Source organism: Litchfieldia alkalitelluris (genome assembly GCF_002019645.1).
Taxonomy (GTDB): domain Bacteria; phylum Bacillota; class Bacilli; order Bacillales; family Bacillaceae_L; genus Litchfieldia; species Litchfieldia alkalitelluris.
Map to the genome: position 1 here is coordinate 2,330,767 of NZ_KV917374.1, position 24,460 is coordinate 2,355,226.

The following is a 24,460-nucleotide window of genomic DNA, read 5'->3' on the forward strand; positions in this document are numbered from 1 at the left end:
ATATAACAAATGTAGCTTCTAAAGGGCTACATTTGTTATTAGGGAAAGAATGATTTACTTGTTAAATATAATATATATAGAATATATCTTTGTAATAACTTTCATTTTTATACTAGGAATGGTGCTTGGATCGTTTTTTAATGTGGTTGGCATTCGTGTTGCTTTAAAAAAATCAATTGTGTATCCTCATTCAACTTGTCCAAATTGTAAAATCCAACTGAAACCAAAAGAGTTAATTCCGGTTTTTTCATATTTACTACAAATTGGTAAATGTAAAAACTGCGGAGTTAAAATATCACCTTTATATGCAACTGTCGAAATGGTGACAGCAATTCTTTTTACGATTTCGCCAGTATTGGTGGGATGGTCAAAGGAATTGATTGTTTCATGGACATTGGTTTCATTGCTAATGATCATCTTTGTATCAGATCTGAAATATATGATTATTCCAGATAGAGTTCTTCTTTTCTTTGCTCCATTAGTCCTAATCGAGAGAATATTTATTCCACTAACTCCGTGGTGGGATATGTTACTAGGGAGTGCGGTGGGCTTCTCTTTACTCTTTGTCATTGCTCTAGTAAGCAGAGGAGGAATGGGTGGAGGCGATATCAAACTTTATGCAGTTTTAGGCCTTGTATTAGGTTGGAAATTAACTCTACTTTCTTTCTTTCTAGCAACGATCATTGGTACCTTAATAGGAGTATTTGGAATGCTTATCGGCAAGGTCCAACGTGGCAAGCCTATGCCCTTTGGCCCGGCAATTGTTCTAGGAACTTTATTAGCCTATTATTTTGGCGAAGACATTATCAACTGGTATCTTAATTTTGTTATTCTATGATTCTATTATAAGGGGTTATCGCTATGGCTTTTGAACTATTTCCATCAAATCAAATTGCAAACATCATAATCAAAGACCACGTAATCCGTTATACCGGAGTTAAACAGTCTGTACCGCTTGTTGTTCAAAAATATCGTGAACGGTATTTACCTCCAGGCATTGTTGAAGAAGGTAAAATTATTGAGAGAGATACATTACGTTTAATTTTAGAAGAATGTGTGTCAGAATGGGGTATCTCTAAAAAACAAGTGCGATTTACTATTCCAGATTCATTTGTTGTTATTAGAAGAATTACTGTCCCTATTGATATTAAAGATGATGAGATTGTCGGTTATTTATACTCAGAGCTTGGCTCAACGATCCATTTACCATTTGAAGAGCCGGTACTTGATATCAAAAAGTTATCTGAGATAGAAGATAAAAAAGAAATCTTGCTATTCGCTGCACCCGAAGATATCGCACTATCGTATTCTACTCTGTTACAAGAGGTGTCGTTAAAACCTATTGCAGCAGATATTTCTCCGTTATGCATGTATCGATTATTTGATTTTAAAGATAAAACAAATATCGAGGATCATATCCTACTTATTCAATTTGACTTATCAACGGTGAATTTGAGTATTTTTCATCAACACATTCCAATTTTTATGCGTCATATTCAATTGGAAACATCGATTGATGACTGGGATATCCAAAATAATCGTTCAGGCTCCAAAGCGGAGATTAAATGGGTCAACGGAGAAAAGTCGTTAGATTCTGTTATTGAAGAAATTTATCGTGAAATAGATCATGTGTTAAATTTCTATCAATTTTCGTTGATGAAAGGCAAGCAAGCTGTTACGAAGATTTTGTTTAGTGGAGATCATCCATATATCAATGATATGTACTCTCGTGTAATTGATCGATATGAAATTTCTGTATCTACATTAGAGTCAATTGAAAAGCTTCCACCTAATTATTATTTGCCGTTAGGTTTAGCACTAAAAGAGGTGCAATAATGTTAGTTGAAATTAATTTATTACCTAAAAAGCAAATTAGAAATCGAGCTATTTTTCTAATAATCCTATTTATTTTTATACTTGCAATTATTAGTGCAACAGTTGTATTGTCAAAACACAATGAAGCTACATCTGAAAAACTACGTTTAGCATCACAACTTACAGCTCTAGAAACAGAAAGAGTAACGATTGAGCAAAGTATCTCACAAGGGCAAGAGACGAATAATGTCATAAAGCTTGAACGAACAGTCAAATGGGCTGAAGATTATTTTGTTGAAACAGTACCATTGTTGAAGCACTTATCGGGGCTTTTACCTGAGCGTGGCTTTATTCAATCTTTTACCTATACACAGGATGGAAATGTAAGTTATATTGTTCAATTTGATTCAAGTACCGAGGTCGCCCATTATTTAGCTTCTTTAAATGAATCAAATTACCTTGTTAACTCAACAGTCAATAGTATTATGGCAAATGAACTTTCAGTAGAAGATGTTGGTACGATCACGGAAGAAGAAATTGTTGATCCTATTACAGGTGAGAAAACATTAATGACTACTTATGTTCCTCCAACACCTGAGGCTGATGAAGAAGTTGTTATGCCAAGATATTTAGCTCAATTTCAACTTCAGTTAAATAATGAGCAATTAAAGCTACTTCAAAAGGAGGGCGAATAAATGACTCTCCGTTTTACGAAAAAACATATTATCATCGTATTATTTAGTGCGTTAGTTTTAGTTGGTGGTAGTTACCTAGCAATTATGTTACTAGTTGATCCTGTTAAAGCTGAAATTGGTAGCTTAGAGTCTAGTATTTCCACACAGCAAAAACTAATCGATGTATTAAAACAAAAGCAAAATAATAATGAAACACCTGTTGTTAGCTCTACTGAAATTCAGAAAAAAGTACCAGTAATTCCTCTTGTAGAGCAACTAATCTTAGATATTCAACAAGCTGAAAATGTATCAAAAAGTGAAATTACAAGTATGAGTTTTGCAGAAAGTGATTTTTCATTACCTGCTGAAATACCAGCATCGCAACCTGTTACAACAGAACCAACAGATTCTTCATCTCAGGAAACTACTGAGCAAACAGAGAGTGAAGAAGAGCCAGTTGTTTTTGACCCATCAGTTGTAGAAGGATTAAAACAAGTTACAGTTACGATATCCATCGAATCACCTGGATATTATGAGTTAGAAAAGTTTCTTTCCTTAATCGAAGACCAAACTAGAATCGCTAAAATTGACTCGCTAAACTTTACAGGAAAATCAGAAGTTGTTTCTGTAGCACAAGAAGACCTTGATGAGCCTTTATCATATACTGTAACTCTATCAACCTTCTATATGTCAGCATTTCCTGAGCTTGCTATTGAAGCACCTAAGGTGAACTATCCAACACCAAGTGACAAGAAAAATCCTTTGTTTGTTAATACTTCTGAAGAAGATGAAGACGAGGAATAACCAGTTAGACACGAGACTAAAGCAAAAAGTCTCGTGTTTTTTTATGCCTACTAAATTTGCTTGTGAGAAATTTGACGAAAACCTTTCCCATCAAGACGACAAATGTCTTGTTATTTTTCATTAGTACTATGCTAGCATAATAGAAAGTGTCTAGTCGTTCTAGTATATTAGGGGTGGTGAAAAAATGGACAAGGGTAACAATCGGATTTCAATTAAAATTAATGGGCAAGAACGCAGTATGGAGGAAAACTCTACTGAAGATTATAAACAGAAGAAGGATTCTAGTCATTCGAATGATGATGTTCTTCAACCTTTTATTTATAAGAAGGAAATGGCAGCTGCCAAAGAAGAAGAAGATAATGACGAATTTTCTTGGGTTCTTCCCGATGAGGATTCAGAGTCTTCCAACTCTAGCAATGTGGTTCAAATAGAGGATGTTAGAAATAAGTCTAAAAAACCAAATCCTTATTTTAAATCCAAGTCCTCACTTCCAAAAGGAAAAAGATTGCATGGAAATAATAATTCCTATCTTAAAACATTACTAGTTTCCATTTTACTAGCAGTGGTTGTAGGGTTAGGTTTAGGTACAATGATCTTGAACTTTATTTCTGATACTGAAAGTGCTTCGAGCAACCCAGAAACTCCTTCAACACCAATAGTAGCGACACCTGCTGGAGAAGATGATCAAGGCAAGGGGACAGAAACTAAAACAGGTAGTTTAGATCTAGCTCCAATCCAAGCGGCGGTTGTTCAAGAAGGTAAGTATGGAAATAAGGATTCAGCCAGTGGATTAGCTAAGGACATGAGAGCTCTTGGCATTCCGTCTGCATCTGTTGAAATGGACGGTTTTTATTATGTTTTTGTTGGGATAGGTTCTTCTAAGGCTAGTGTTGATGAACTTGATAAAATTTTTGAAGATAAAGCTGGAAAGGAATCTTTTCACAAAGACATAGAAATCTCAGGTGGTAGTTTTTCAAATGTAACTGAACAAGATGCAATTTATATTAAAGGAAGTCAGACACTTTTTTCGCAATTATTATCTATTTCATCTAATTCGTTTGCATCAAGTAGCATCTCTGACGATGAATGGTCAAAAGTCACGGCTACATTTACTGACCTAGAGAAGCAAGACACATCAAAACTAAGTGAAGGACTACAATCATTTTCGTCTTCTATTATCGAGGCCTATAACCAACTAAAAACATATAAAGACTCCAAAAACGAAGAATCACTTTTAAAATCTCAACAAGAACTATTAAACGCTTTTTTAAACTACCAATCATGGAAAAATTCACTTTCTTAAGGAACTAATTACTAGTTCCTTTTTTTATATTTTTAAATGAAAAGGAATTTTAATTACTTAGTTTGGAATGAGCGAAGAGCCACTTGACTCCTGCGGGATCTAGTGGTCTCGGGAGACCCCGCAGGAGCCCCAGTGGCGACGAGGAGGCTCCCGGGGACCACCCCGCGGAAAGCAAGTGGATCGCAGCGAATGGAACTCTTAAATTCAAGGTCTCAATAGGAAAAGTTTATTATTAATCATTTTAATAAATACAGAAGGATAATTCCCACAATATGTTTTACAATAGAATTATCTACGTTGAAAATCAAATTTTCGAAAATTGTCTAGTGAAGCTGAATTTGATACGATAATGTAGTATCTTCCATTTTGATCAAAACTAAAGTTAAAGGGTGATTTACATGCAGCAACGCCTCATCTTAGCCTCAGGTTCTCCACGAAGAAAAGAACTTCTTAGTAATCTTCAGTTAACCTTCGATGTGATTGTAAGTGAAATTGAAGAAGTTGTTGATGAAACCATGACACCTGCAGAGGTCGTAATGTCATTAGCAAGCCAAAAAGCAGAGGACATCGCAAAGGAACATCGTGACGCCTACGTGATAGGGTCGGACACGGTTGTCGTTTTTCAGGATGAGATTTTAGGAAAGCCTAAAAATGAAGAAGATTCCTTTCGCATGCTAACGATGCTTTCAGGTAATACACATCATGTCTACACAGGAGTAGCAATTTCATATCAATCAGAAACCTTTACATTTTATGAAAAAACAGAAGTGACCTTCTGGGATCTAACAGAAGCAGAAATCCACACGTATATTAAGAGTGGTGAGCCAAAAGATAAAGCAGGCTCTTATGGAATTCAAGAGCTTGGTTCAGGACTTGTGAAAAATATCAATGGTGATTATTTTGCTGTTGTTGGGTTACCTGTGTCACGAACAATCCGGGAATTAAAGAGACTAGGTTACAATTTGTAATTTGTTTTTAACTCACTAATTACCCTTGCATTCTCCCAAGAAATTCATCAACCGTTATTATTTCATTTCTTTTTAAATAAAGGAGGAAATAATAGGTGAGTTCAACATTAATGATTCGAGATTTTCCAATTGATGAAAGACCACGGGAAAGAATGTTATCTGAAGGTCCTGGAAGCTTATCGAACCACGAGCTTTTAGCGATTATTTTAAGAACAGGGACAAAAGAGGAAAGTGTTCTTCAGCTTTCAAATCGATTGTTGAATCAATTTGAAGGACTAAGGATGTTAAAGGACGCGACCGTTGAAGAAATTACAAGCATTAAGGGAATTGGAACGGCTAAAGCTGTTCAAATAATGGCCTCCTTGGAGCTTGGTCGTAGAATTGGTCGCTTACAGTATGAAGACCGTTATACGATTCGATCGCCAGAAGATGGAGCAAATTATTTAATGGAGGAAATGCGCTTTTTAACTCAGGAGCACTTTGTTTGTCTTTATCTTAATACAAAAAATCAGGTGCTACATAAGCAAACGATTTTTATTGGAAGCTTAAATGCATCGATTGTACATCCCCGAGAGGTCTTCCGTGAAGCCTTTAAACGTTCGGCTGCATCTATTATTGCACTGCATAATCATCCCTCTGGCGACCCCACTCCAAGCCGTGAGGACATTGATGTAACGAAACGATTAGTCGAGTGTGGTAAAATAATTGGGATAGAGCTTTTAGATCATCTTATCATCGGCGAAAATAAATATGTTAGCTTAAAAGAAAAAGGGTATCTATAACCCCTATTTTTTTTCAAATGGTTGAGATATAATAATGGTTATGGGTTTTTGAGAAATGGAAAAGCTTTAGGATTTTCGTATCAGAAAGGAAGATACTTAATATGTTTGGAATTGGTACAAGAGACCTTGGTATAGATTTAGGAACAGCCAACACATTAGTTTTTGTAAAAGGAAGAGGAATTGTTGTAAGAGAGCCATCTGTAGTTGCTCTGCAAACAGATACAAGAAATATTGTCGCAGTTGGAAATGATGCAAAAAACATGATCGGTCGTACACCAGGAAATGTTGTTGCGCTTCGTCCAATGAAGGATGGAGTAATTGCTGACTATGAAACAACCGCAACGATGATGAAATATTACATAAGACAAGCTGTCAAAAAAGGATATTTTGCTCGTAAGCCATATGTCATGGTATGTGTACCATCAGGAATTACAGCCGTTGAAAAGCGTGCAGTTATTGATGCGACTAGACAAGCTGGGGCACGAGATGCTTATACCATTGAAGAACCATTCGCTGCGGCAATTGGTGCAAATCTACCTGTTTGGGAACCAACTGGTAGTATGGTTGTTGATATTGGTGGAGGAACGACTGAAGTAGCGATTATTTCACTTGGAGGAATTGTTACAAGTCAATCGATCCGTGTGGCTGGTGATGAAATGGATGATGCAATCATTCAATATATTCGTAAAACCTACAATCTTATGATTGGAGACCGTACGTCTGAAGCAATTAAAATCGAAATTGGTTCAGCCGGTTCACCAGAGGGTGTAGATAATATGGAAATTAGAGGTCGTGACCTTTTAACAGGTCTTCCTAAAACGATTGAAATCACAGCTCAAGAAATTTCTGGAGCTTTACATGATACCGTTTATGCGATTGTTGATTCAGTGAAAAACACACTTGAAAAGACGCCACCAGAGCTTGCTGCTGATATCATGGACCGTGGTATTGTGCTAACAGGTGGTGGAGCATTACTCCGCAATCTAGACAAAGTCATTAGTGAAGAAACAAGTATGCCTGTATTAATTGCTGAAGATCCTCTTGATTGTGTAGCAATTGGAACAGGGAAAGCATTAGATCATATTGATTTATTTAAAAATAAGTCAAATGACTATCGTTAAATAGTAATTAGAAATAAGAGGTGTAGGTCATGCCACAATTTTTTCTAAATAAACGACTTATATTGTTACTTGTTAGTATCATCTTCTTAGTGGCATTGATTGGTTTTTCATTACAAGAGCGAGATAAATTAACATGGCCAGAGCAGTTTGTTAAGGATTCGGTCGGCTGGGTTCAATCGATTTTTCATAGGCCTTCCCAATCCTTAGCTGGCTTTTTTAACAATATAAATGAAATTAAACATACGTATGAGGAAAATAAACTTCTCAAAGAAAAACTTGATGCTTATGTTGTGCTTGAAACAGAAGCACAAGCTCTTAGAAAAGAGAATGAAGAATTACGTGAAATTTTAGACAAAACAGAAAGCCTTGATCAGTTTGAAAGCATTCAAGCAACCGTTATTAATCGTGAACCATCACTTTGGTATGATTTAATCACGGTAAACAAAGGCAGTCAGCATGGTGTTGAAGCCAATATGGCTGTAATCACAGCTAAGGGTTTGATTGGCAAAGTTAAAAATGTGTCAGCATACCATTCAACGATTCAGCTTTTAAGTTCTCCAGACCGAAAAAATCGGATCTCAGCATATGTTCAAAGTGTAAAGAATGAATTCTTTGTGATTGAAGGATATGACGAGGAAAAAGAGTCGCTTTTATTAAAAGAGATACCATACGAAATTGAAATTGAAGAGGGTCAACAAGTGCTTACATCAGGTTTAGGTGGAGTTTTTCCACGTAATTTACTGGTGGGTGAAATAACAGAAGTGGTTGCCGATAATTATGGATTAACGAAGACAGCTTATGTTAAGCCTGCTGCTGATTTCTATGAAATTCAAAATGTCATTATCGTCGAACGAAAAATGGAAGCTGTTGACGAAGAAGGTGATGGAAGTTGATGAAGAGGTTTATCCTCCCTATCATCCTATTACTTTTATTCATCAGTGAAAGTATTTTTGTTGATGTATTACCTTCATCTTTCATAAATGGAGACTTTTTATTAGTACCACGGTTTTTAGTTGTGACAATTGTCTTTATATCAATCACAGGCAATCGTACAGAGGGCATGGTTTTAGGTGGTATTTTTGGATTATTAACCGATATTGTCTATACAGGTATTTTAGGAATATATATGTTTAGTTATCCCTTGATTGCCTATCTTATTTCGAAATTAGCTAGAATTCTACAAAATCACATTGTTATTATTTCGATACTAAGTGTGATTGGAGTTCTTTTAATAGAGTGTTTTGTTTATCTAGTAAATATATTAATTGGATTTACATCGATATCCGTTGAAACCTTTTTATATGAAAGACTGATTTCCACGCTTCTTTTAAATGGTGTGTTTATCGCATTAGTTTCATATCCATTATTCAAATTAGTAGAAAAGCTTAATGTCGACGAATAATTGTGTCGAATGAAAAAACTTTTGTTGGATTAGAGGAAATACTTAGTTCTTTGTTGAAATATAAAGCATTGAGGTGAACATCTTGAAGGGACAAAAACAACAATTTGTTACAATAAAGGGCACAAAAGATGGTTTAACATTACATCTCGATGATCAATGTTCATTTCGAGAGCTTGTGTATGAATTAACAGAAAAATTAGCATTAAATCAAAAACAAACCGAAGATAGTCCGTTACTTGCTGTACGGTTAAAAGTTGGGAATCGCTTTTTAACAAAAGTGCAAGAAGAAGAGCTCAGAACAATTATTAGGAGTAAGAAAAACTTAATCGTTGATTCGATCGATAGTAATGTCATCACGAAAAGTGAGGCGCTTGAGCTTAAGAAAAAAAACGAGATTGTGTCGGTGACCAAAATTGTACGTTCTGGACAAGTTCTAGAGGTCGAGGGTGACCTCTTATTAATAGGTGATGTAAATCCAGGTGGGACGGTTATTGCTACAGGCAATATCTTTGTATTAGGTTCACTACGTGGGATCGCAAAAGCTGGTTTTGATGGAAATAAAGAGGCAGTAATTGCAGCTTCATTGATGAAGCCATCACAATTACGAATCAGTGATATAATGAATAGAGCACCTGACACTCGTAAAGATGATGAACAAAATGATATGGAATGTGCATATGTTGATGAAAATGAAATGATTGTAATTGATCGATTACAACAGTTAATTCATTTGAGACCTAATTTAACAAGGTTAGAAGGGGGAATCTAGCTGTGGGAGAGGCAATTGTAATAACATCAGGAAAAGGAGGCGTCGGTAAAACGACGACTTCAGCCAATATCGGCACGGCTCTTGCCCTACAAGGTAAACGTGTTTGTTTAGTAGACACTGACATTGGTCTTCGAAATTTAGACGTGGTAATGGGATTAGAAAATCGAATTATCTATGATTTGGTTGATGTTGTTCAAGGTCGCTGTAAGCTTCATCAAGCACTTGTGAAGGACAAGCGCTTTGACGACCATTTATTTTTACTTCCTGCCGCTCAAACGAGTGATAAAACAGCAGTAAAACCAGATCAAATGAAAAAGCTCATCGATGAGCTAAAACAAGATTTTGACTATATCATTATCGATTGCCCTGCTGGGATTGAACAAGGCTACCAAAACGCTGTTGCTGGGGCAGATCGTGCGCTTGTCGTTACGACACCAGAAATATCAGCAGTTCGAGATGCAGACCGAATAATTGGATTGCTAGAAAAAGAGAAAATTGAGCCACCAAGACTTATCATCAACCGTATCCGTAATCATATGGTGAAAAATGGTGATATGCTTGATGTTGATGAAATCGTCACACATCTTTCGATTGATTTAATTGGTATTGTTGCTGATGATGATAGCGTTATAAAAGCTTCTAACAATGGCGAACCAATTGCACTAGACGGAAATAGTAAATCTGGAATCGCTTATCGTAACATTGCGAGAAGAATCCTAGGTGAAAGTATTCCACTTCAATCACTAGACGCTGATGACAAAGGCGTGTTTACAAAACTTAAAAAGTTCTTTGGAGTTCGTTAAAAAACGAGACTACAAGATTAAAAGAGTTAGTTCCTCAGGAAGTTTGAGAGCTAGCTCTTTTTTTGATAGGCAGGAGCTTTGTGATTCATCTTTGTAAACTTTCCCGTGGGAATTGGAACTCATCATAAGTGGAAAAATTCCGGCTAATGTATCTAATAGGGGCTTAAGAAGCAGATATAAGCGGAGAAATTCCGGTTAACATCTCTAATATATGACTAAATCTAAAGATTATGGTCATATAAGCGGAAAAACTCCGGTAATTTTTAGGGAAATGTTGATATTTCCCATGATAAGCGGAATTTTTCCGTTTAAATTCAAAAGTCTTTTAAACTCACTATAAACATATTAGAGTGGCGTCCTTTCCTTTCAGAAAAAGAGCCTTTTTCCCATTTTTCATCTATTCCAATAGACGACCCTTGTGATACACTTAATCTATCAGAAATTACCAAATGTTGACTGATAGGAGGCGCTCTCTTGAAAAACAAAATAAATCTTGAAATCACTTTAGGCATTATCTCAGTCATAACAGGAGCAATCTATTTGATAGGTGTCTATGGACCTACAGAAGCAGAAATCGCAAACTGGGGATTCATTGCTACAATCTTAGGTGGTTGTATGATCTTCTTTGGTATTAATAAAGGAGAAATTACTAATTTGTTTAAAATCATTCTCCTCGGTTTCTTATTACTAATACAACTCCCGGCAATATTTCTTTGGTTCATGTTCCATGGCAGTAACATCTCAGACGGTACACCCCCAACACAATTCATCGCCCACTGGATCTTCGCCACACCACACATCATGATCGTACTAATCGGAGTTGCAATTATTGTCACAACACTAAAACAAAAAACGGCGTAAGAGCTTTCTAATACATAGAAGGTTCTTTTTTGTTTATGATGTCTACCCTGAAAAAAGAAAAGCGGAAGGCACTCGTTCATCGGCGACAGGCATAAGGCAAGCCGGCTGGAAGGTTGCTCTTTAACCTTCTAGATGGATTGACTTAGACCTGAGAGCCGATAGCCTGGAGCTAGACACTAAGCTAAGTATAATTTTTCATCCTCCATGGTGCGAATATTTCATTAGCATAGATGTCTACCCTAAGAATACAAAGTTAGCGGAGTTCCATGAGCTGCGATCCACTTGCTTTCCGCGGGGTGGTCCGTGAGCCTCCTCGTCGCCAGGGGCGGGCTTCTGCGGGGTCTCACGAGACCACTGGATCCCGCAGGAGTCAAGTGGCTCTCCGCTCATTCCACACTGAGGAGGAAACATTTTTTCATACTCCATGGTGCGAAATACTTATTTAGCATGGATGTCTACCCTGAAAAAAGAAATGCAGAAGGCGCTCGTTCATCGGCGACAGGCATAAGACAAGCCGGCTAGAAGGTTGCTCTTTAACCTTCTAGCAGGATTGACTTAGACCTGAGAGCCGATAGCGCCTGGAGCTAGACACTACGCTAAGTATAAAGTTTTTTCATCCCCCATGGTGCGAATTAAATTAGCGTAGATGTCTACCCTGAAAATACCTAATGATGTAGAGTTCCATGAGCTGCGATCCACTTGCTTTCCGCGGGGTGGCCCGTGAGCCTCCTCGTCGCTTCTGAGCTCCTGTGGGGTCTCACGAGACCACTGGATCCCGCAGGAGTCAAGTGGCTCTCCGCTCATTCCACACTAGGTGAATCCACTATTTTCATACGCCATGGTGTAAATTCTCATTCGCATGGATGTCTACCCTGAAAATAGAAATGCTGAAGGCGCTCGTTCATCGGCGACAGGCATAAGACGAGCCGGCCAGAAGGTTGTGCTTTTTAACCTTCTTGCCGGATTGACTTATGACCCCGAGCCGATAGCGCCTGGAGCTAGACACTAAGCTAAGTATAATTTTTCATCCTCCATGGTGCGAATATTTCATTAGCATAGATGTCTACCCTAAGAATACAAAGTTAGCGGAGTTCCATTCGCTGCAATCCACTTGCTTTCTGCGAGGCTCACCACATGGCACGCGGAAAGGGCGTGGATCGCAGTGAATGGAAAGTTTACTCAGTTTGTGTCCCAAGTGAATGGAACTCTTTGCGGAGTTTTTTTATTAAACCTATCTAATAAATAACCAATTAATCTACGACAAATAGTCATATCCCTTAAGGACAAGTCATAAACTTGTACAAACTTCGTTTAAGGGAATGGTGTATTATGAGTCATCGCGCGAATGAAATTAGAAAACGAATAGCCAAAAGAAAACGAGAACGACTTCCAAGTTCTCCCTCACCAAACAGAAGAGGACCAACTCCTTTTCTAATGAATGAGGAAGAGAAATATGGTCATGATTCCTTTTCATCTTATGATGGAGGTCCAGGAGAGGGCGGACATCCACTTTTCCGAAAAGAAGTCTTCATGTTCAAAATTCTTGTTTCGGTTTGTCTTGTATTAGTTGTTGCTATCTTATTTAAAAATGGATCAGCTCAGTTTGACCCGGCACGGACCTTTGTATCAGAAACGATGCAAAATGATTTTCAATTTACAGCCGTATCAGAATGGTATGAGGAACAATTCGGAAATCCATTAGCATTGTTCCCGACCGAAAAGGAAAAAGAGACGGAGTCTGAGGTCGCAAATGTCCCTCAATATGCAGTACCAGCAACAGGTAGAGTACTTGAGAGCTTTGAGAAAAATGGTCAAGGCATCATGGTTGAAACTGGAAGTAATTCTTCTGTAAAAGTGATGGATAGTGGAACTGTTATGTTTGCTGGCACAAGGGAAGACACTGGGAAAACAGTCATGATCCAGCATGCAGATGGTAGTCAAACCTGGTATGGCAACTTAGAATCGATTGCAGTCCCACTTTATACGTATGTCAAGGTAGGGGATGAGGTAGGTAAGGTTACAGATACGGAAAATGAGAAAGGAATGTTTTATTTTGCCATCAAGCAAGGTAATACATTTATCGATCCGATTCAGGTGATACAGTTTGATAGCCTTGATTAAGCTATTTTCAAAAATTCATATTCATCCATTATTATGGGGACTAATAGGACTTGCAATTGTTACTGCCCATTTTAGAGAACTTCTTCTACTGTTCGTCATTGTATTTGTCCATGAAATGGGTCACGCGCTTTGTGCCCATTTTTTTTCATGGAGAATAAAACGTATTCTTCTCCTTCCCTTTGGGGGCATGGCTGAGATGGAGGAGCATGGAAATCGCCCGTTAAAAGAGGAAATTCTGGTGACAATTGCTGGACCTATTCAACACATTTGGATGGTTGCGGTTGCCTATCTGCTCTATTCGATCTCATTCATTTCCCAATCAACATTTGATCTTTTTGTCTTCCAAAATATGATGATTTTTTGTTTTAATCTGCTCCCAATTTGGCCATTAGATGGTGGAAAACTGTTATTTGCTTTATTTTCATGGAAGCTGCCATTCTTTCAATCTCATAAAATGATGCTTTTATCTTCCTGTACAGCGATTGCTTTATTTTTAATTGGGTTAATCATCATCAATCCAATGCAATTAAATTTATGGATCATTGTTGTTTTTCTCATTTATTCAGTGTTTGACGAATGGAAAAATCGACATTATGTGTTAATGCGATTTTTGCTAGAAAGATATTACGGAAAACGGAACAACATTTTAATGCTGAAGCCCTTAGAGGTAGATGAGAAGGATAAAATTCAAGATATTTTATGGTTATTTCAAAGAGGGTATAAGCATCCGATCGTTATTTATAAGAATGGAAAAAAGCAACTTCCGATTGATGAAAATGAACTATTATATGCATATTTTTCAGAAAAAAAGACCACTGAAACGGTTGGAGAAGTATTTTATTCATATTGACGTAGCCTGAGAAAATCGGTAAATTGATAGCATCAAGTTACGTCAAAGTGAGGCTTTACATAGTGAGAAAAATGATAGTGAATTGCACGTCTACTGAAAAGAGACTTGCTATTATCGAAGAAGAACAAGTTGTAGAAATTAAAATTGCTCAGCCTGGGACCAGAGAACATATTGGGGACATTTATGTTGGAAGAATAACGGATGTTATACCTGGAATGCAAGCGGTATTTGTGGACATCGGCACAGGAAAAAACGGCTATCTCCATCGAGATCAATTAGTATCGTATCATCTTTCACCTTTAACTAAAGAGCAAAAGAAAGACAAAAGTGTTTCTTCCTTTGCTTCTCAAGGTCAAGAGATCTTAGTTCAAGTTGTGAAAGAAGGGGTCGGAGGCAAAGGGCCAAGACTAACTGAAATGGTTGAACTTTCCGGAAGTCACCTTGTTTATATGCCAAAAGGCAAACAGCTTTCTGTTAGTAAAAAAATGCGTACTGAAGAGGAACGAGAAAAGTGGAGACGATTTGGTGAGCAAGTTTGTAATGAGGAAGAAGGAGTTATTTTTCGAACATCCTGTGAAAATCAACACGATGAGATTGTGCTTCAGGAGTTAACACAACTTAGAGCTACAGCTGAAGAAATCGTTACTAGACAGAGAGAAAGAAATAAGCCTGGAATTGTGTTTGAAGCCTTATCGATGGTTCGGAGGCTTCTTCAGGATGAAAATATGGAAAAAATTACCGAACTCATTGTTGATGATTTTGAAATCTTTCAAGAACTTAAACGAGAATATCCTGATAAAATACAGCGATATCAAAGGAAAGAAAATATTTTTACGTCATATGGAATCGATCTTGAGCTTGAAAAAGCATTACATAAAAAAGTTACTTGTAAAAATGGTTCTTATATTATTATTGAAAAAACAGAAGCTTGTACGGTCATTGATGTAAATTCTGGTAAATTCAAGGCGGAAACTAGCCAACGAGATACTGCTCTTTTAACAAATATTGAAGCAGCAAAGGAAATTGCTCGTCAACTTCGGCTCAGAAATATTGGTGGAATAGTTTTAGTTGATTTCATCGATATGAAAAATGTAAAAGACCAACAAAAGGTAATTGATTCATTTAAAGAAGTAGCTAAAAAAGATCGCCTGTTAGTGAGAGTTCTTGGATTTACCGCTTTAGGTATCCTTGAAATTACGAGACAAAAAACAAACCAAAGTTTGTCAGAGATTCTGCAGTCACCGTGTTATTTATGTAACGGAACAGGAAAAAGCCTTAGTATTGAAAGTATGTACTATCAAATGGAAAGGCAATTACTGGAGTATCATGGCAGTGATTATGAAGCTGCATGGATTGAAGTTACTCCTGAATTACGAGAATTCATTGATAAAAAGAAGCGAAAACCCTTAGAAGAAAAATTATCTCTTTCTATTTTTATCACAGAACGATATAATGGAGAGCGTGGTTATCATATTCGTCATCTCGGTTCAGTCCAGGAAGTGCAGAATCGAGTAGAATAGGTATCTATTTTTAAATTTTTATTGACACTAGACTCACGATTATGATAATATTCTTATGTTATTGTTTGTAGCACCCTTGCTACAACCGCACAGACCAGGTATTAAGATTTTAGTAGTAAAATGCTAAAGCACCTGCCGATGGCGAGTCTTAGTCCAAATTATAGGAGGTGCAATTATGTACGCAATTATTGAAACTGGTGGTAAGCAAATCAAGGTTGAAGAAGGCCAAGCAATCTACGTTGAGAAATTGAACGGAGAAGCTGGTGAAACAGTTACTTTTGACAAAGTATTATTCGTTGGTGGCGAAAACGTGAAAGTTGGTAGCCCAACTGTTGAAGGTGCTTCTGTAACAGCTAAAGTTGAAAAACAAGGTCGCGCTAAGAAGATCGTTGTTTTCAAATATAAAGCTAAAAAGAACTACCGTAAAAAGCAAGGTCACCGTCAACCATACACTAAAGTTGTTATCGAAAAGATCAACGCTTAAGGGTTAACGGATGATTAAAGTAACGATTACACGTTCAGAGCATGGTTCTATCGATTCATTTACGATGAGTGGACATGCTAACTTTGCGAAGCGAGGTCAAGATATTGTTTGTGCAGGTGCGTCAGCTGTTTCCATTGGAACGGTTAATGCAATAGTCGCGCTAACAAATGTTGTTCCTGAGATTGAGCAAGGTGGTAATGGTGGCTTTCTCCGCTGTGTGATTCCTAACGGATTAGCACAAGAGATTGAAGAGAAAGTACAATTGCTTCTTGAAGGTATGTTAATATCGTTAGAAACAATTGAAAAAGATTATGGACAGCATATAAAAATTACTAAATAACAGGAGGTGCAAACTAATGTTAAGATTAGATCTTCAGTTCTTCGCTTCTAAAAAAGGGGTAGGTAGTACTAAAAACGGTCGTGATTCAATCTCGAAACGTCTTGGTGCAAAACGTGCTGATGGTCAATTCGTTTCAGGTGGATCAATTCTTTACCGTCAACGCGGTACAAAAATTTATCCAGGTGAGAACGTAGGCCGTGGTGGAGACGATACTCTATTCGCAAAAGTTGACGGTGTTGTTAAATTTGAGCGTTTAGGTCGTGACCGTAAGCAAGTAAGCATCGTACCAGTTGCTCAAGAAGCTTAATACTTCCTAGAAAACTCTAGCCGCTAAGGTTAGAGTTTTCTTTTTGTTGTCGTATTTTAGCAAAAGGTCTGTTATAATTTTCATGGGGAAAACTTAGAAATTCTAAGTAAGTATATAAACATACTACATACATATCAGAATGAAAATAAACCTATAAAAGGACAATAAGAAAATCGGTGAAACTTTCTTATATAGGAGTTACGTGATGAAAAAGGATTGGAATACTGTTGAGATTTTAAAACACTCCAGGCACGATTGGTTAAATAAAATTCAGTTAATCAAGGGCAATATTGCTCTTGAAAGATTAGATCGTGTGAAGGAAATTATAGAGGAAATTGTAATAGAAACACAAAATGAAACGAAACTGACGAATTTGCAGCTTCCTTCATTAGCTGCTTTTTTGATGACATATAATTGGGAACAGCATAAATTTACAATTGAGTTTGAAGTCTTAGGAGAATTGATAAACTTATCAGAGTATGATCAGTCCCTAACTGAGTGGTGTGAACAGTTTTTCTCATTGCTTGAGAAACACGTTGACGCAAACGGTGAAAATCATTTATTTGTTTCGGTTGAATTGTTCGAGGAAGAAACTCGTTTTCTTTTTGATTTTAGTGGAATAATAGAGAATACAGAAGTGATTACCCAATCACTCAAAAAGAAAACACTAAAGAACATTGAGCTCATTGATTGTAGTGTACATACCCATGAATTAACAGTAAGTGTTCGTTTAGTTAAGTAATCTTTGAACAAAAGCCAAGTTTTAGGCTTATAAGACCGGAGGGAATCAAATGTTTGTCGATCAAGTCAAAGTGTTTGTAAAAGGTGGAGACGGTGGTAACGGAATTGTAGCCTATCGTCGTGAGAAATATGTGCCAATGGGTGGTCCAGCAGGTGGAGACGGTGGTAAAGGTGCTGACGTCATCTTTGAAGTAGAAGAAGGACTACGTACATTAATGGACTTCCGTTATCAACGTCATTTTAAGGCAAAACGTGGAGAACATGGAATGTCTAAAAATCAGCATGGGAAAAATGCTGAGCCGATGATTGTTAAAGTTCCACCTGGAACCGTGGTATCAGATGTGAATACGGGTGAGGTTATTGCTGATTTGACTCAACATGGTCAGAGAGCAATCATTGCTAAAGGTGGTCGTGGTGGTCGAGGAAATTCTCGTTTTGCTACACCAGCTAACCCTGCTCCTGAAATTGCCGAAAATGGTGAACCAGGACAAGAGCGCGATATTCAATTAGAGCTAAAGGTTTTAGCTGATGTTGGTTTAGTTGGCTTCCCGAGTGTTGGAAAATCAACGCTTTTATCAGTGGTTTCATCTGCAAAACCAAAAATCGGTGAATATCACTTTACAACCATCGTTCCAAACCTTGGAGTAGTGGAAACTGAAGATGGTCGTAGCTTTGTTATGGCTGATTTGCCTGGACTGATTGAAGGGGCACATCAAGGAGTAGGTTTAGGACACCAATTCCTTCGTCATATTGAGCGCACACGTGTTATCGTCCATGTGATCGATATGTCTGCATTAGAAGGACGCGATCCATATGAAGATTACCTAACAATTAATGAAGAATTAAAAGAGTATAATCTTCGGTTAACTGAAAGACCACAAATTGTTGTTGCTAACAAAATGGACATGCCTGATGCCGAGGAAAATCTTGAAGCATTTAAAGAGAAGCTTAATAATGATGATGTAAGAATTTTCCCAATCTCAGCAGTAACACGTCAAGGGGTTAGAGACTTATTATTTACAGTTGCTGATTTAATTGAAACAACACCAGAATTCCCTATGGAAATCGAAGAAGAAGTATCAGACAAGCGTGTTGTTTATCGTCATGAAAAAGCGGAAAATGACTTTGAACTTTCTAGAGACCCAGATGGAGCGTGGGTAATCTCCGGAGATAAAATTGAAAAGCTATTCAAAATGACCAACTTAGAACGTGAAGAATCAATCCGTAGATTCTCAAGACAAATGCGCGGCATGGGAATTGACGACGCACTACGCGAACGCGGAGCAAAACATGGCGACACAGTTAGATTAATGGAATTTGAATTTGAATTTGTTGAGTAAAAAAATATTCGCACCATGAAGGATGAAAAGTATTAACATAGTTGGAATGAGCGGAGAGTCACCTGACTCCTGCGGGATATAGCGGTTTCGGGAGACCCCACAGGAGCCATAGGCGACGAGGAGGCTCCCGGATCGCCCCGCGGAAAGCAGGTGGATCGCAGCGAATGGAACTCGCTCAACTAGTTATTTTCAGAGTAGACAATATATTAAAGATAAGAGTTTGGATGGGTATGTCATATAGACAAAAAGAGATATACCTTGAGGGGTGGGGAGAAACATGACCAAAAAACTAGATGAAAAATTTTATCTTGTACGTGAAGACGTCTTACCAGAAGCCATTCGAAAAACACTAGAGGCAAAAGAATTAATTGAACGTGGCAAAGCAGAATCAATCGCTATCGCCACACAGCAAGTAGATTTAAGCCGAAGCGCCTTCTATAAATACCGTGATACGGTTTTTCCTTTTCATACAATGGTAAAGGAACAAATCATTAGTTTGTTTTTTCACTTAGAAGATCGTTCAGGAACACTATCACAGTTGTTAGCCGTGGTGGCTGAAGTAGGTTGTAATGTCCTCACCATCCACCAAACGATACCACTAAGAGGAAAAGCTAATGTTACATTATCACTAAATACTTCGGGTATGTCTGTGGAAATTACCGAACTGATTTCCAAACTAAAACGTCTAGAATTTGTAGATAAGGTAGACATCCTTGGTACAGGCGCATAGGGGGAGAATCAGTTTTGAAGGATTTAAAATTAATTGGTTATTTAGGACCGAAAGCAACATTTTCTGAGCAAGCAGTTAAAACCTTTTTTCCAAACAGCACTCGTAAGTCATATGATACGATTCCTTCGTGTATTGATGCAGCAGAAGAAGATCAAGTTGATGCAGCTGTAGTACCGCTTGAAAATACAATCGAAGGATCTGTAAATTTAACGTTAGATTACTTAATCCATGAACAGCCACTCCAAATTGTTGGAGAAGTGACTGTCCCGATTCAGCAACATTTGATGGTACACCCAAACCACGCAGACGATTGGACGAGTCTAGAAAAAGTTTATTCTCATCCACATGCCATCGCACAATGTCATAAGTTTTTGCATCAAACATGTCCAGAAGCCAAAATTGAGTATGTAACATCAACAGCGGCAGCTGCGGAATATGTAAGTCAGAATAGTGAACGACCAGTTGCAGCAATTGCGAATGAACTTGCTGCAAAAGAATATGGATTAATAATTGTGAAGCGCGATATTCATGATTTTGACAATAATCACACGCGATTTGTTGTTCTTCATAAAGCAGACCATCAACTAATCGTAGACGGATTAGAGAATAAGGGCTATAAAACTACCTTGATGATTACATTGCCATCCGACCAAGCCGGAGCACTACACCAAGTACTCTCAGCATTTGCATGGCGTAAGCTTAATTTGTCAAAAATTGAATCCAGACCAATGAAAACAGGATTAGGTAATTATTTTTTCATCATCGATATCGAACAACAAATGGATGAGGTTTTAATTCCCAGTGCAATTGCTGAATTGGAAGCGTTAGGTTGTTCAGTTAAAGTATTAGGTAGTTATCCTTATTTTTAAAACCTAAAGAGGACCGTAGAAGGTCTTTTTTTTATGGGAAAAAATGTACTTCAAGATAATAACAAGTTAATTAGAAATTACTAAAGGGAGGTGATTTGCTGGATAAAGAGGAATTTAAACTCACATCTTCTGAAATTAGTTCATTATGGGCCAGTATATTAATGACAACTAGGCACCATACGAATGAATAATTGTATGAAGTAATTACTAAGTGTGTAATGAGCAAAGAGCCACTTGACTCCTGCGGGATATAGCGGTCACATGAGACCCCGAAGGAGCCAAAAGCGACGAGGAGGCTCATGGACCGCCCCGTGGCATCCCGCGAGTGGATTGCAGCGATTGGAACGCTCTAACCCTGGGGAAAGCGAGTGAACTGTAGCGAATGGAATTCCTTCACACTAAGAAATTATAAAAAAAAAGTTATCTCCTTGAATAGGAAATAACTTTTTTTTACATTCTACGACTCAATCAAATACCCAGCCCTAGCAAGCGCCGCACAAGCCGCATCAAGCTTTGCAATCGAATCTGCCTCTAACGTATGCAAATGAGTTCCATCCGTCAACGAAGATAAATAGGCAGCCTTCGTCTCAACGATTTTTGCGATAAACTGGTCAACTTCCTTTCGATTGCTAACCATAATGGATGCAGTCAAATCTCCGTACACAGGATGCTCGATAATAACATCCTTTATCGTTACCCCATTATCAACAATCAGATAAAGCTCGTCCACTGTCTGATTTGGTTTATGGAAGCTAGCAATTACCCTTTGGTGGATTTCTTCTTTTCCTTGATGCTTAAGATAAATATATCCCTGACTAGTTGCAATAATTGGTTCATTCCTTGCTTTAAGAAGAGAAATATCCTGAACAATAATTTGACGGCTTACATTTGCTTTTGCAGCTAAATCTCCGCCTGTAATAGGATCTCTTTCATTCTTTAATAGCTCTAAAATGAATTCACGACGTTCTTCTCCTAAGATTTTTTTATCTTTCATATAACGTCACCTTCTCTCTATTTTTTGTCCAGTATTTTATGAAAAACGGAAATAACGTGATCAATCTCTTTTGCTGAAGTTGAGCTGCCAAAGGATATACGTATAAATTGTTTCGCTTCTTCAGCTGTTTTACCGATCGCTGTCATTGTTTTTGAAGGAGCTTGTTGACCGACTGAACAGGCGCTACCTGTGGAAATCGCAATCCCATGACGATTACATTCAAGCATCATATACTGACCTTCTATTCCTAAAGTACGTAAGCCAACGATATGAGGTAATTGTCGATTTGGGCTTTCAATGATTTCAATTTTTTTCATGAAAGGTAGTAATCCCTGGGTTAGCTGTGCTCGTAATGATTGAAATTTGTCTTGGTTTACTGTCAAGCTATTACATTGATGTTGTGCTGCAGTGACAAAGGCTGCAATTCCTGGAAGGTTAATCGTGCCTGGGCGAAAGCCATTTTCATGGGTTGTATTTGGTAAAGAAGGTACCCATTTAACACTAGGTGATAGATAAACCGCACCGACTCCTTTTGGACCATAAATTTTATGACTAGAAATCGACAAACTATCTATCTTCATTTTTACCACATCAATAGGGAGCTTGCCAAAGGTTTGGACACAATCACAATGTAATAAAATATTATATTTTTTTAAGAGAACTCCAATCCCTATAATATCTTGAACAACTCCAATCTCAGAATTAGCATGCTGTATAGATGCTAAGATCGTCGTTGGTTGAATTGCATTTTCAAGAACTTCTATATTCACTCTTCCAAATTGATCTACAGGAAGATAGGTAACCTCGTAACCTTCGCTTTCAAGCTTTTGAAAATAATGTTGTAAGGAAGAGTGTTCAGTGGAAGTTGTAATAATATGATTTCCTTTTGCAGAATTCCCCTTAATTAGTGATTCGAGAGCTAGTATATTAGACTCTGTTCCACCACTTGTAAAATAAATGCCTTCTTTTTTTGCATTGATCAATACTGCTAGTTCATTACGACAATTTTCAAGTAAGCTTTTTGCGTTTGTCCCAATATCATGTAAGCTGCTTGTATTTCCGAACCAATTTTTAGCTACTTCAGTGTATACCTGAATGGCTTCTTCACTCATAGGCGTCGTTGCAGCGTAATCTAAATAGATCATAGATTGTTCCTCCATTTAAAAATAAGGCATTAAGCTCTATTAGAAATTTTAACAGATTATTTGCAAGAAAAAAGTCTTGTCATTTAAGTTGATATGTGTAAATATAGGTGACAAGACAGTTAAAAGTATAGGAGGCGTAGAATCATGCCTTTTGCTGATATTATAATTATTGGAAGCGGAATTGCTGCATTAAGTGCTGCAAAGCAACTTGCTAAACAAAAAAATGTGATGATTATCACAAAGTCTAAAGTGGAAGATAGTAATTCAATGCTTGCCCAAGGCGGTATCGCTGCTGTTATTGATAAAGATGACGTATGGAGGGAACATTACAGAGACACGGTTGTAGCTGGGTGTTACCATAATGATCAAAAAGCAGTGAAAAAGCTTGTGAAAGATGGAACATGCTCAGTTAAAAAGCTGATTCATGAAGGTATGCTGTTTGATCGAAATGAACAAGGAGAATTCCATTTAGGTCAAGAAGGCGCACATAATCGTCGGCGAATTTTACATGCTGGTGGAGATGCAACCGGAAAAGAACTTGTTCAGTTTATGTTTAAACAGCTTCAGGAACAAGTGAATATTATCGAAAATGAAATGGCTATAGATTTAATCATCCATGATGGAAAGTGCATCGGACTAAAAACAATTAATAATAACGATCATGTGAAGAAGTATTATGCTAATCATGTAATTTTAGCAACAGGTGGTTGTGGAAGTTTATATAAGGTGTCTTCTAATAACGAAACTGTTGTTGGAGACGGCTTTAGTATGGCCTATCGTGCAGGCGCGGAGCTTGCTGATCTTGAGTTTATGCAATTTCATCCGACGATGTTATATACACAAGGTGGATCTAAGGGTCTAGTATCGGAAGCAGTTAGAGGTGAAGGGGCTTTCCTTGTGAACAACCATGGTGTAAAAATTATGGAAAATGTTCATGTGCAAAAAGATTTGGCACCTAGAGATATTGTTGCTAGGGCGATTCATCATGAAAGAAGTTTAGGAAATGATGTATTTTTAAATATCTCAATGATTTCAAATTTCAAGCAACGTTTCCCGACAATTACGGCTTTATGTGAGGATGCAGGTATTGATATTACAGCTGGATTAATTCCTGTTGCGCCAGGAGCCCATTTTATTATGGGCGGGGTAAAAACGAACCTCCATTCCGAAACGAGTATACCTGGCTTATATGCGGTTGGAGAGGTTGCGTGTACGGGGGTTCATGGAGCAAACCGTCTTGCGAGTAATTCTTTATTAGAAGGAATTGTCTTCGGTGAAAATCTAGCAAACTATATTCTTAGTAAAAAAAGCGTCACTTCTATACAAAGCTCAACCAAAACGGAATATGCTCATCAAAAAATCGATATTGAATTACCTACAAGATTCGAAATACAGGAAATGATGACCTCTTTTGTTGGAATTGAACGTGATCGAAAAGGTCTTTTATATGTAAAAAATTGGTTTGAGAAATATCTCCATTTAGGGTGGCTCTCAACATCTCTGAAAGAGGGAACAAAGGAACAAATCAAAACGATTAATATGTTATCCAATGGATGGTTAATTGCGACATCTGCCCTACTTCGAACGGAGAGTAGAGGAGGACATTATCGAACCGACTATCCATTAAGTAAAACACACTGGCAAAATAAACAGGTGGTCAGACAAAAGGATAAAGAACTAATTTCTTTAGTTGAACCACTGTTAGGAGTGAAATAAC

The 24,460-nt window shown here is 37.5% G+C and carries 26 protein-coding genes and 1 other annotated feature; of the genes, 24 read left to right on the forward strand and 2 right to left on the reverse strand.

Going from position 1 to position 24,460, the window contains the following annotated elements:
* Positions 1–118 precede the first annotated feature (118 nt).
* The 23 genes from BK579_RS10555 (at position 119) to pheA (ending at position 20,604) form a co-directional block, all read left to right on the forward strand.
* The gene (locus BK579_RS10555) at positions 119–838 is read left to right on the forward strand and encodes a prepilin peptidase (protein WP_235848565.1); all 720 of its coding nucleotides are present in this window, start codon (positions 119–121) and stop codon (positions 836–838) included.
* Positions 839–861: 23 nt separating this feature from the next.
* A complete protein-coding gene (gene pilM, locus BK579_RS10560) occupies positions 862–1,836 on the forward strand; it encodes a type IV pilus biogenesis protein PilM (protein WP_078545325.1) in 975 nt (324 codons plus the stop codon).
* The gene (locus tag BK579_RS10565; RefSeq protein ID WP_078545327.1) at positions 1,836–2,510 is read left to right on the forward strand and encodes a hypothetical protein; all 675 of its coding nucleotides are present in this window, start codon (positions 1,836–1,838) and stop codon (positions 2,508–2,510) included. The genes pilM and BK579_RS10565 overlap by 1 nt, the downstream gene beginning before the upstream one ends.
* Positions 2,511–3,293: a hypothetical protein gene (locus BK579_RS10570; RefSeq protein ID WP_078545328.1), complete on the forward strand. Its 783-nt coding sequence runs from the start codon at positions 2,511–2,513 to the stop codon at positions 3,291–3,293.
* Between the two features lie 184 nt (positions 3,294–3,477).
* Complete coding sequence (locus tag BK579_RS10575; RefSeq protein ID WP_078545330.1) at positions 3,478–4,596, forward strand: SPOR domain-containing protein; 1,119 nt, start codon at positions 3,478–3,480, stop codon at positions 4,594–4,596.
* Between the two features lie 398 nt (positions 4,597–4,994).
* Positions 4,995–5,564 carry a Maf family protein gene (locus BK579_RS10580; RefSeq protein ID WP_078545331.1) on the forward strand — a complete coding sequence of 190 codons (570 nt, stop codon included), beginning with the start codon at positions 4,995–4,997 and terminating at the stop codon, positions 5,562–5,564.
* Positions 5,565–5,674: 110 nt separating this feature from the next.
* A complete protein-coding gene (gene radC / locus BK579_RS10585; RefSeq protein WP_078550518.1) occupies positions 5,675–6,346 on the forward strand; it encodes a RadC family protein in 672 nt (223 codons plus the stop codon).
* Between the two features lie 101 nt (positions 6,347–6,447).
* Entirely contained in the window at positions 6,448–7,467 is a 1,020-nt protein-coding gene (locus tag BK579_RS10590) for a rod shape-determining protein (protein ID WP_078545333.1), read from the forward strand.
* Positions 7,468–7,496: 29 nt separating this feature from the next.
* Complete coding sequence (gene mreC / locus BK579_RS10595; protein ID WP_078545335.1) at positions 7,497–8,360, forward strand: rod shape-determining protein MreC; 864 nt, start codon at positions 7,497–7,499, stop codon at positions 8,358–8,360.
* Positions 8,360–8,869 carry a rod shape-determining protein MreD gene (gene mreD, locus BK579_RS10600; RefSeq protein ID WP_078545337.1) on the forward strand — a complete coding sequence of 170 codons (510 nt, stop codon included), beginning with the start codon at positions 8,360–8,362 and terminating at the stop codon, positions 8,867–8,869. Before mreC ends, mreD begins: the two co-directional genes overlap by 1 nt.
* Positions 8,870–8,942: 73 nt before the next feature.
* Positions 8,943–9,638, forward strand: coding sequence for a septum site-determining protein MinC (minC, locus tag BK579_RS10605; protein WP_078545339.1), 696 nt, complete (start codon positions 8,943–8,945; stop codon positions 9,636–9,638).
* A 2-nt stretch (positions 9,639–9,640) separates the two neighbouring features.
* Positions 9,641–10,441 carry a septum site-determining protein MinD gene (gene minD, locus BK579_RS10610; protein ID WP_078545341.1) on the forward strand — a complete coding sequence of 267 codons (801 nt, stop codon included), beginning with the start codon at positions 9,641–9,643 and terminating at the stop codon, positions 10,439–10,441.
* A 474-nt stretch (positions 10,442–10,915) separates the two neighbouring features.
* Positions 10,916–11,302: a hypothetical protein gene (locus tag BK579_RS10615; RefSeq protein ID WP_078545343.1), complete on the forward strand. Its 387-nt coding sequence runs from the start codon at positions 10,916–10,918 to the stop codon at positions 11,300–11,302.
* A gap of 1,329 nt (positions 11,303–12,631) precedes the next feature.
* On the forward strand, positions 12,632–13,423 hold the full coding sequence (locus BK579_RS10620) for a M23 family metallopeptidase (RefSeq protein ID WP_078545345.1): 792 nt from the start codon (positions 12,632–12,634) through the stop codon (positions 13,421–13,423).
* Positions 13,407–14,273, forward strand: coding sequence for a M50 family metallopeptidase (locus BK579_RS10625; RefSeq protein ID WP_078545347.1), 867 nt, complete (start codon positions 13,407–13,409; stop codon positions 14,271–14,273). The genes BK579_RS10620 and BK579_RS10625 overlap by 17 nt, the downstream gene beginning before the upstream one ends.
* A 71-nt stretch (positions 14,274–14,344) precedes the next feature.
* Positions 14,345–15,793 (forward strand): Rne/Rng family ribonuclease, encoded by a 1,449-nt coding sequence (locus BK579_RS10630; RefSeq protein WP_235848566.1) that lies wholly within the window; start codon positions 14,345–14,347, stop codon positions 15,791–15,793.
* A 73-nt stretch (positions 15,794–15,866) separates the two neighbouring features.
* Positions 15,867–15,952: a sequence feature (ribosomal protein L21 leader region), on the forward strand.
* 16 nt (positions 15,953–15,968) lie between these two features.
* Positions 15,969–16,277 carry a 50S ribosomal protein L21 gene (gene rplU, locus BK579_RS10635; RefSeq protein WP_078545351.1) on the forward strand — a complete coding sequence of 103 codons (309 nt, stop codon included), beginning with the start codon at positions 15,969–15,971 and terminating at the stop codon, positions 16,275–16,277.
* Positions 16,278–16,287: 10 nt separating this feature from the next.
* Positions 16,288–16,617 (forward strand): ribosomal-processing cysteine protease Prp, encoded by a 330-nt coding sequence (locus BK579_RS10640; protein ID WP_078545353.1) that lies wholly within the window; start codon positions 16,288–16,290, stop codon positions 16,615–16,617.
* A gap of 16 nt (positions 16,618–16,633) precedes the next feature.
* Positions 16,634–16,924: a 50S ribosomal protein L27 gene (gene rpmA, locus BK579_RS10645; RefSeq protein WP_078545355.1), complete on the forward strand. Its 291-nt coding sequence runs from the start codon at positions 16,634–16,636 to the stop codon at positions 16,922–16,924.
* 205 nt (positions 16,925–17,129) lie between these two features.
* On the forward strand, positions 17,130–17,666 hold the full coding sequence (locus BK579_RS10650; protein ID WP_078545357.1) for a Spo0B C-terminal domain-containing protein: 537 nt from the start codon (positions 17,130–17,132) through the stop codon (positions 17,664–17,666).
* 49 nt (positions 17,667–17,715) lie between these two features.
* Entirely contained in the window at positions 17,716–19,005 is a 1,290-nt protein-coding gene (obgE, locus tag BK579_RS10655; protein ID WP_078545359.1) for a GTPase ObgE, read from the forward strand.
* 277 nt (positions 19,006–19,282) lie between these two features.
* Positions 19,283–19,735, forward strand: coding sequence for an ACT domain-containing protein (locus BK579_RS10660; protein WP_078545361.1), 453 nt, complete (start codon positions 19,283–19,285; stop codon positions 19,733–19,735).
* 14 nt (positions 19,736–19,749) lie between these two features.
* A complete protein-coding gene (gene pheA / locus BK579_RS10665; protein WP_078545363.1) occupies positions 19,750–20,604 on the forward strand; it encodes a prephenate dehydratase in 855 nt (284 codons plus the stop codon).
* A gap of 457 nt (positions 20,605–21,061) precedes the next feature.
* Here the strand turns inward: pheA and BK579_RS10670 are convergent, their stop codons facing one another.
* Positions 21,062–21,598: a transcription repressor NadR gene (locus BK579_RS10670; RefSeq protein ID WP_078545365.1), complete on the reverse strand. Its 537-nt coding sequence runs from the start codon at positions 21,596–21,598 to the stop codon at positions 21,062–21,064.
* Positions 21,599–21,615: 17 nt separating this feature from the next.
* The gene (locus BK579_RS10675; RefSeq protein WP_078545367.1) at positions 21,616–22,743 is read right to left on the reverse strand and encodes an IscS subfamily cysteine desulfurase; all 1,128 of its coding nucleotides are present in this window, start codon (positions 22,741–22,743) and stop codon (positions 21,616–21,618) included.
* A gap of 144 nt (positions 22,744–22,887) precedes the next feature.
* Here BK579_RS10675 and nadB point away from each other — a divergent pair, with 144 nt between their 5' ends.
* The gene (gene nadB / locus BK579_RS10680; RefSeq protein WP_078545369.1) at positions 22,888–24,459 is read left to right on the forward strand and encodes an L-aspartate oxidase; all 1,572 of its coding nucleotides are present in this window, start codon (positions 22,888–22,890) and stop codon (positions 24,457–24,459) included.
* Position 24,460 lies beyond the last annotated feature (1 nt).

Bases quoted from the DNA above. Each gene is read 5' to 3' on its own strand.
- BK579_RS10575 (WP_078545330.1), top strand. From the start codon at position 3,478: ATGGACAAGGGTAACAATCGGATTTCAATTAAAATTAATGGGCAAGAA.
- obgE (WP_078545359.1), top strand. From the start codon at position 17,716: ATGTTTGTCGATCAAGTCAAAGTGTTTGTAAAAGGTGGAGACGGTGGT.
- BK579_RS10670 (WP_078545365.1), bottom strand. From the start codon at position 21,598: ATGAAAGATAAAAAAATCTTAGGAGAAGAACGTCGTGAATTCATTTTA.
- pilM (WP_078545325.1), top strand. From the start codon at position 862: ATGGCTTTTGAACTATTTCCATCAAATCAAATTGCAAACATCATAATC.
- BK579_RS10580 (WP_078545331.1), top strand. From the start codon at position 4,995: ATGCAGCAACGCCTCATCTTAGCCTCAGGTTCTCCACGAAGAAAAGAA.
- BK579_RS10570 (WP_078545328.1), top strand. From the start codon at position 2,511: ATGACTCTCCGTTTTACGAAAAAACATATTATCATCGTATTATTTAGT.
- nadB (WP_078545369.1), top strand. From the start codon at position 22,888: ATGCCTTTTGCTGATATTATAATTATTGGAAGCGGAATTGCTGCATTA.
- BK579_RS10640 (WP_078545353.1), top strand. From the start codon at position 16,288: ATGATTAAAGTAACGATTACACGTTCAGAGCATGGTTCTATCGATTCA.
- radC (WP_078550518.1), top strand. From the start codon at position 5,675: ATGATTCGAGATTTTCCAATTGATGAAAGACCACGGGAAAGAATGTTA.
- rplU (WP_078545351.1), top strand. From the start codon at position 15,969: ATGTACGCAATTATTGAAACTGGTGGTAAGCAAATCAAGGTTGAAGAA.
- BK579_RS10620 (WP_078545345.1), top strand. From the start codon at position 12,632: ATGAGTCATCGCGCGAATGAAATTAGAAAACGAATAGCCAAAAGAAAA.
- BK579_RS10565 (WP_078545327.1), top strand. From the start codon at position 1,836: ATGTTAGTTGAAATTAATTTATTACCTAAAAAGCAAATTAGAAATCGA.
- rpmA (WP_078545355.1), top strand. From the start codon at position 16,634: ATGTTAAGATTAGATCTTCAGTTCTTCGCTTCTAAAAAAGGGGTAGGT.
- BK579_RS10590 (WP_078545333.1), top strand. From the start codon at position 6,448: ATGTTTGGAATTGGTACAAGAGACCTTGGTATAGATTTAGGAACAGCC.
- BK579_RS10630 (WP_235848566.1), top strand. From the start codon at position 14,345: ATGATAGTGAATTGCACGTCTACTGAAAAGAGACTTGCTATTATCGAA.
- BK579_RS10660 (WP_078545361.1), top strand. From the start codon at position 19,283: ATGACCAAAAAACTAGATGAAAAATTTTATCTTGTACGTGAAGACGTC.
- BK579_RS10675 (WP_078545367.1), bottom strand. From the start codon at position 22,743: ATGATCTATTTAGATTACGCTGCAACGACGCCTATGAGTGAAGAAGCC.
- mreC (WP_078545335.1), top strand. From the start codon at position 7,497: ATGCCACAATTTTTTCTAAATAAACGACTTATATTGTTACTTGTTAGT.
- mreD (WP_078545337.1), top strand. From the start codon at position 8,360: ATGAAGAGGTTTATCCTCCCTATCATCCTATTACTTTTATTCATCAGT.
- BK579_RS10555 (WP_235848565.1), top strand. From the start codon at position 119: ATGGTGCTTGGATCGTTTTTTAATGTGGTTGGCATTCGTGTTGCTTTA.
- BK579_RS10650 (WP_078545357.1), top strand. From the start codon at position 17,130: ATGAAAAAGGATTGGAATACTGTTGAGATTTTAAAACACTCCAGGCAC.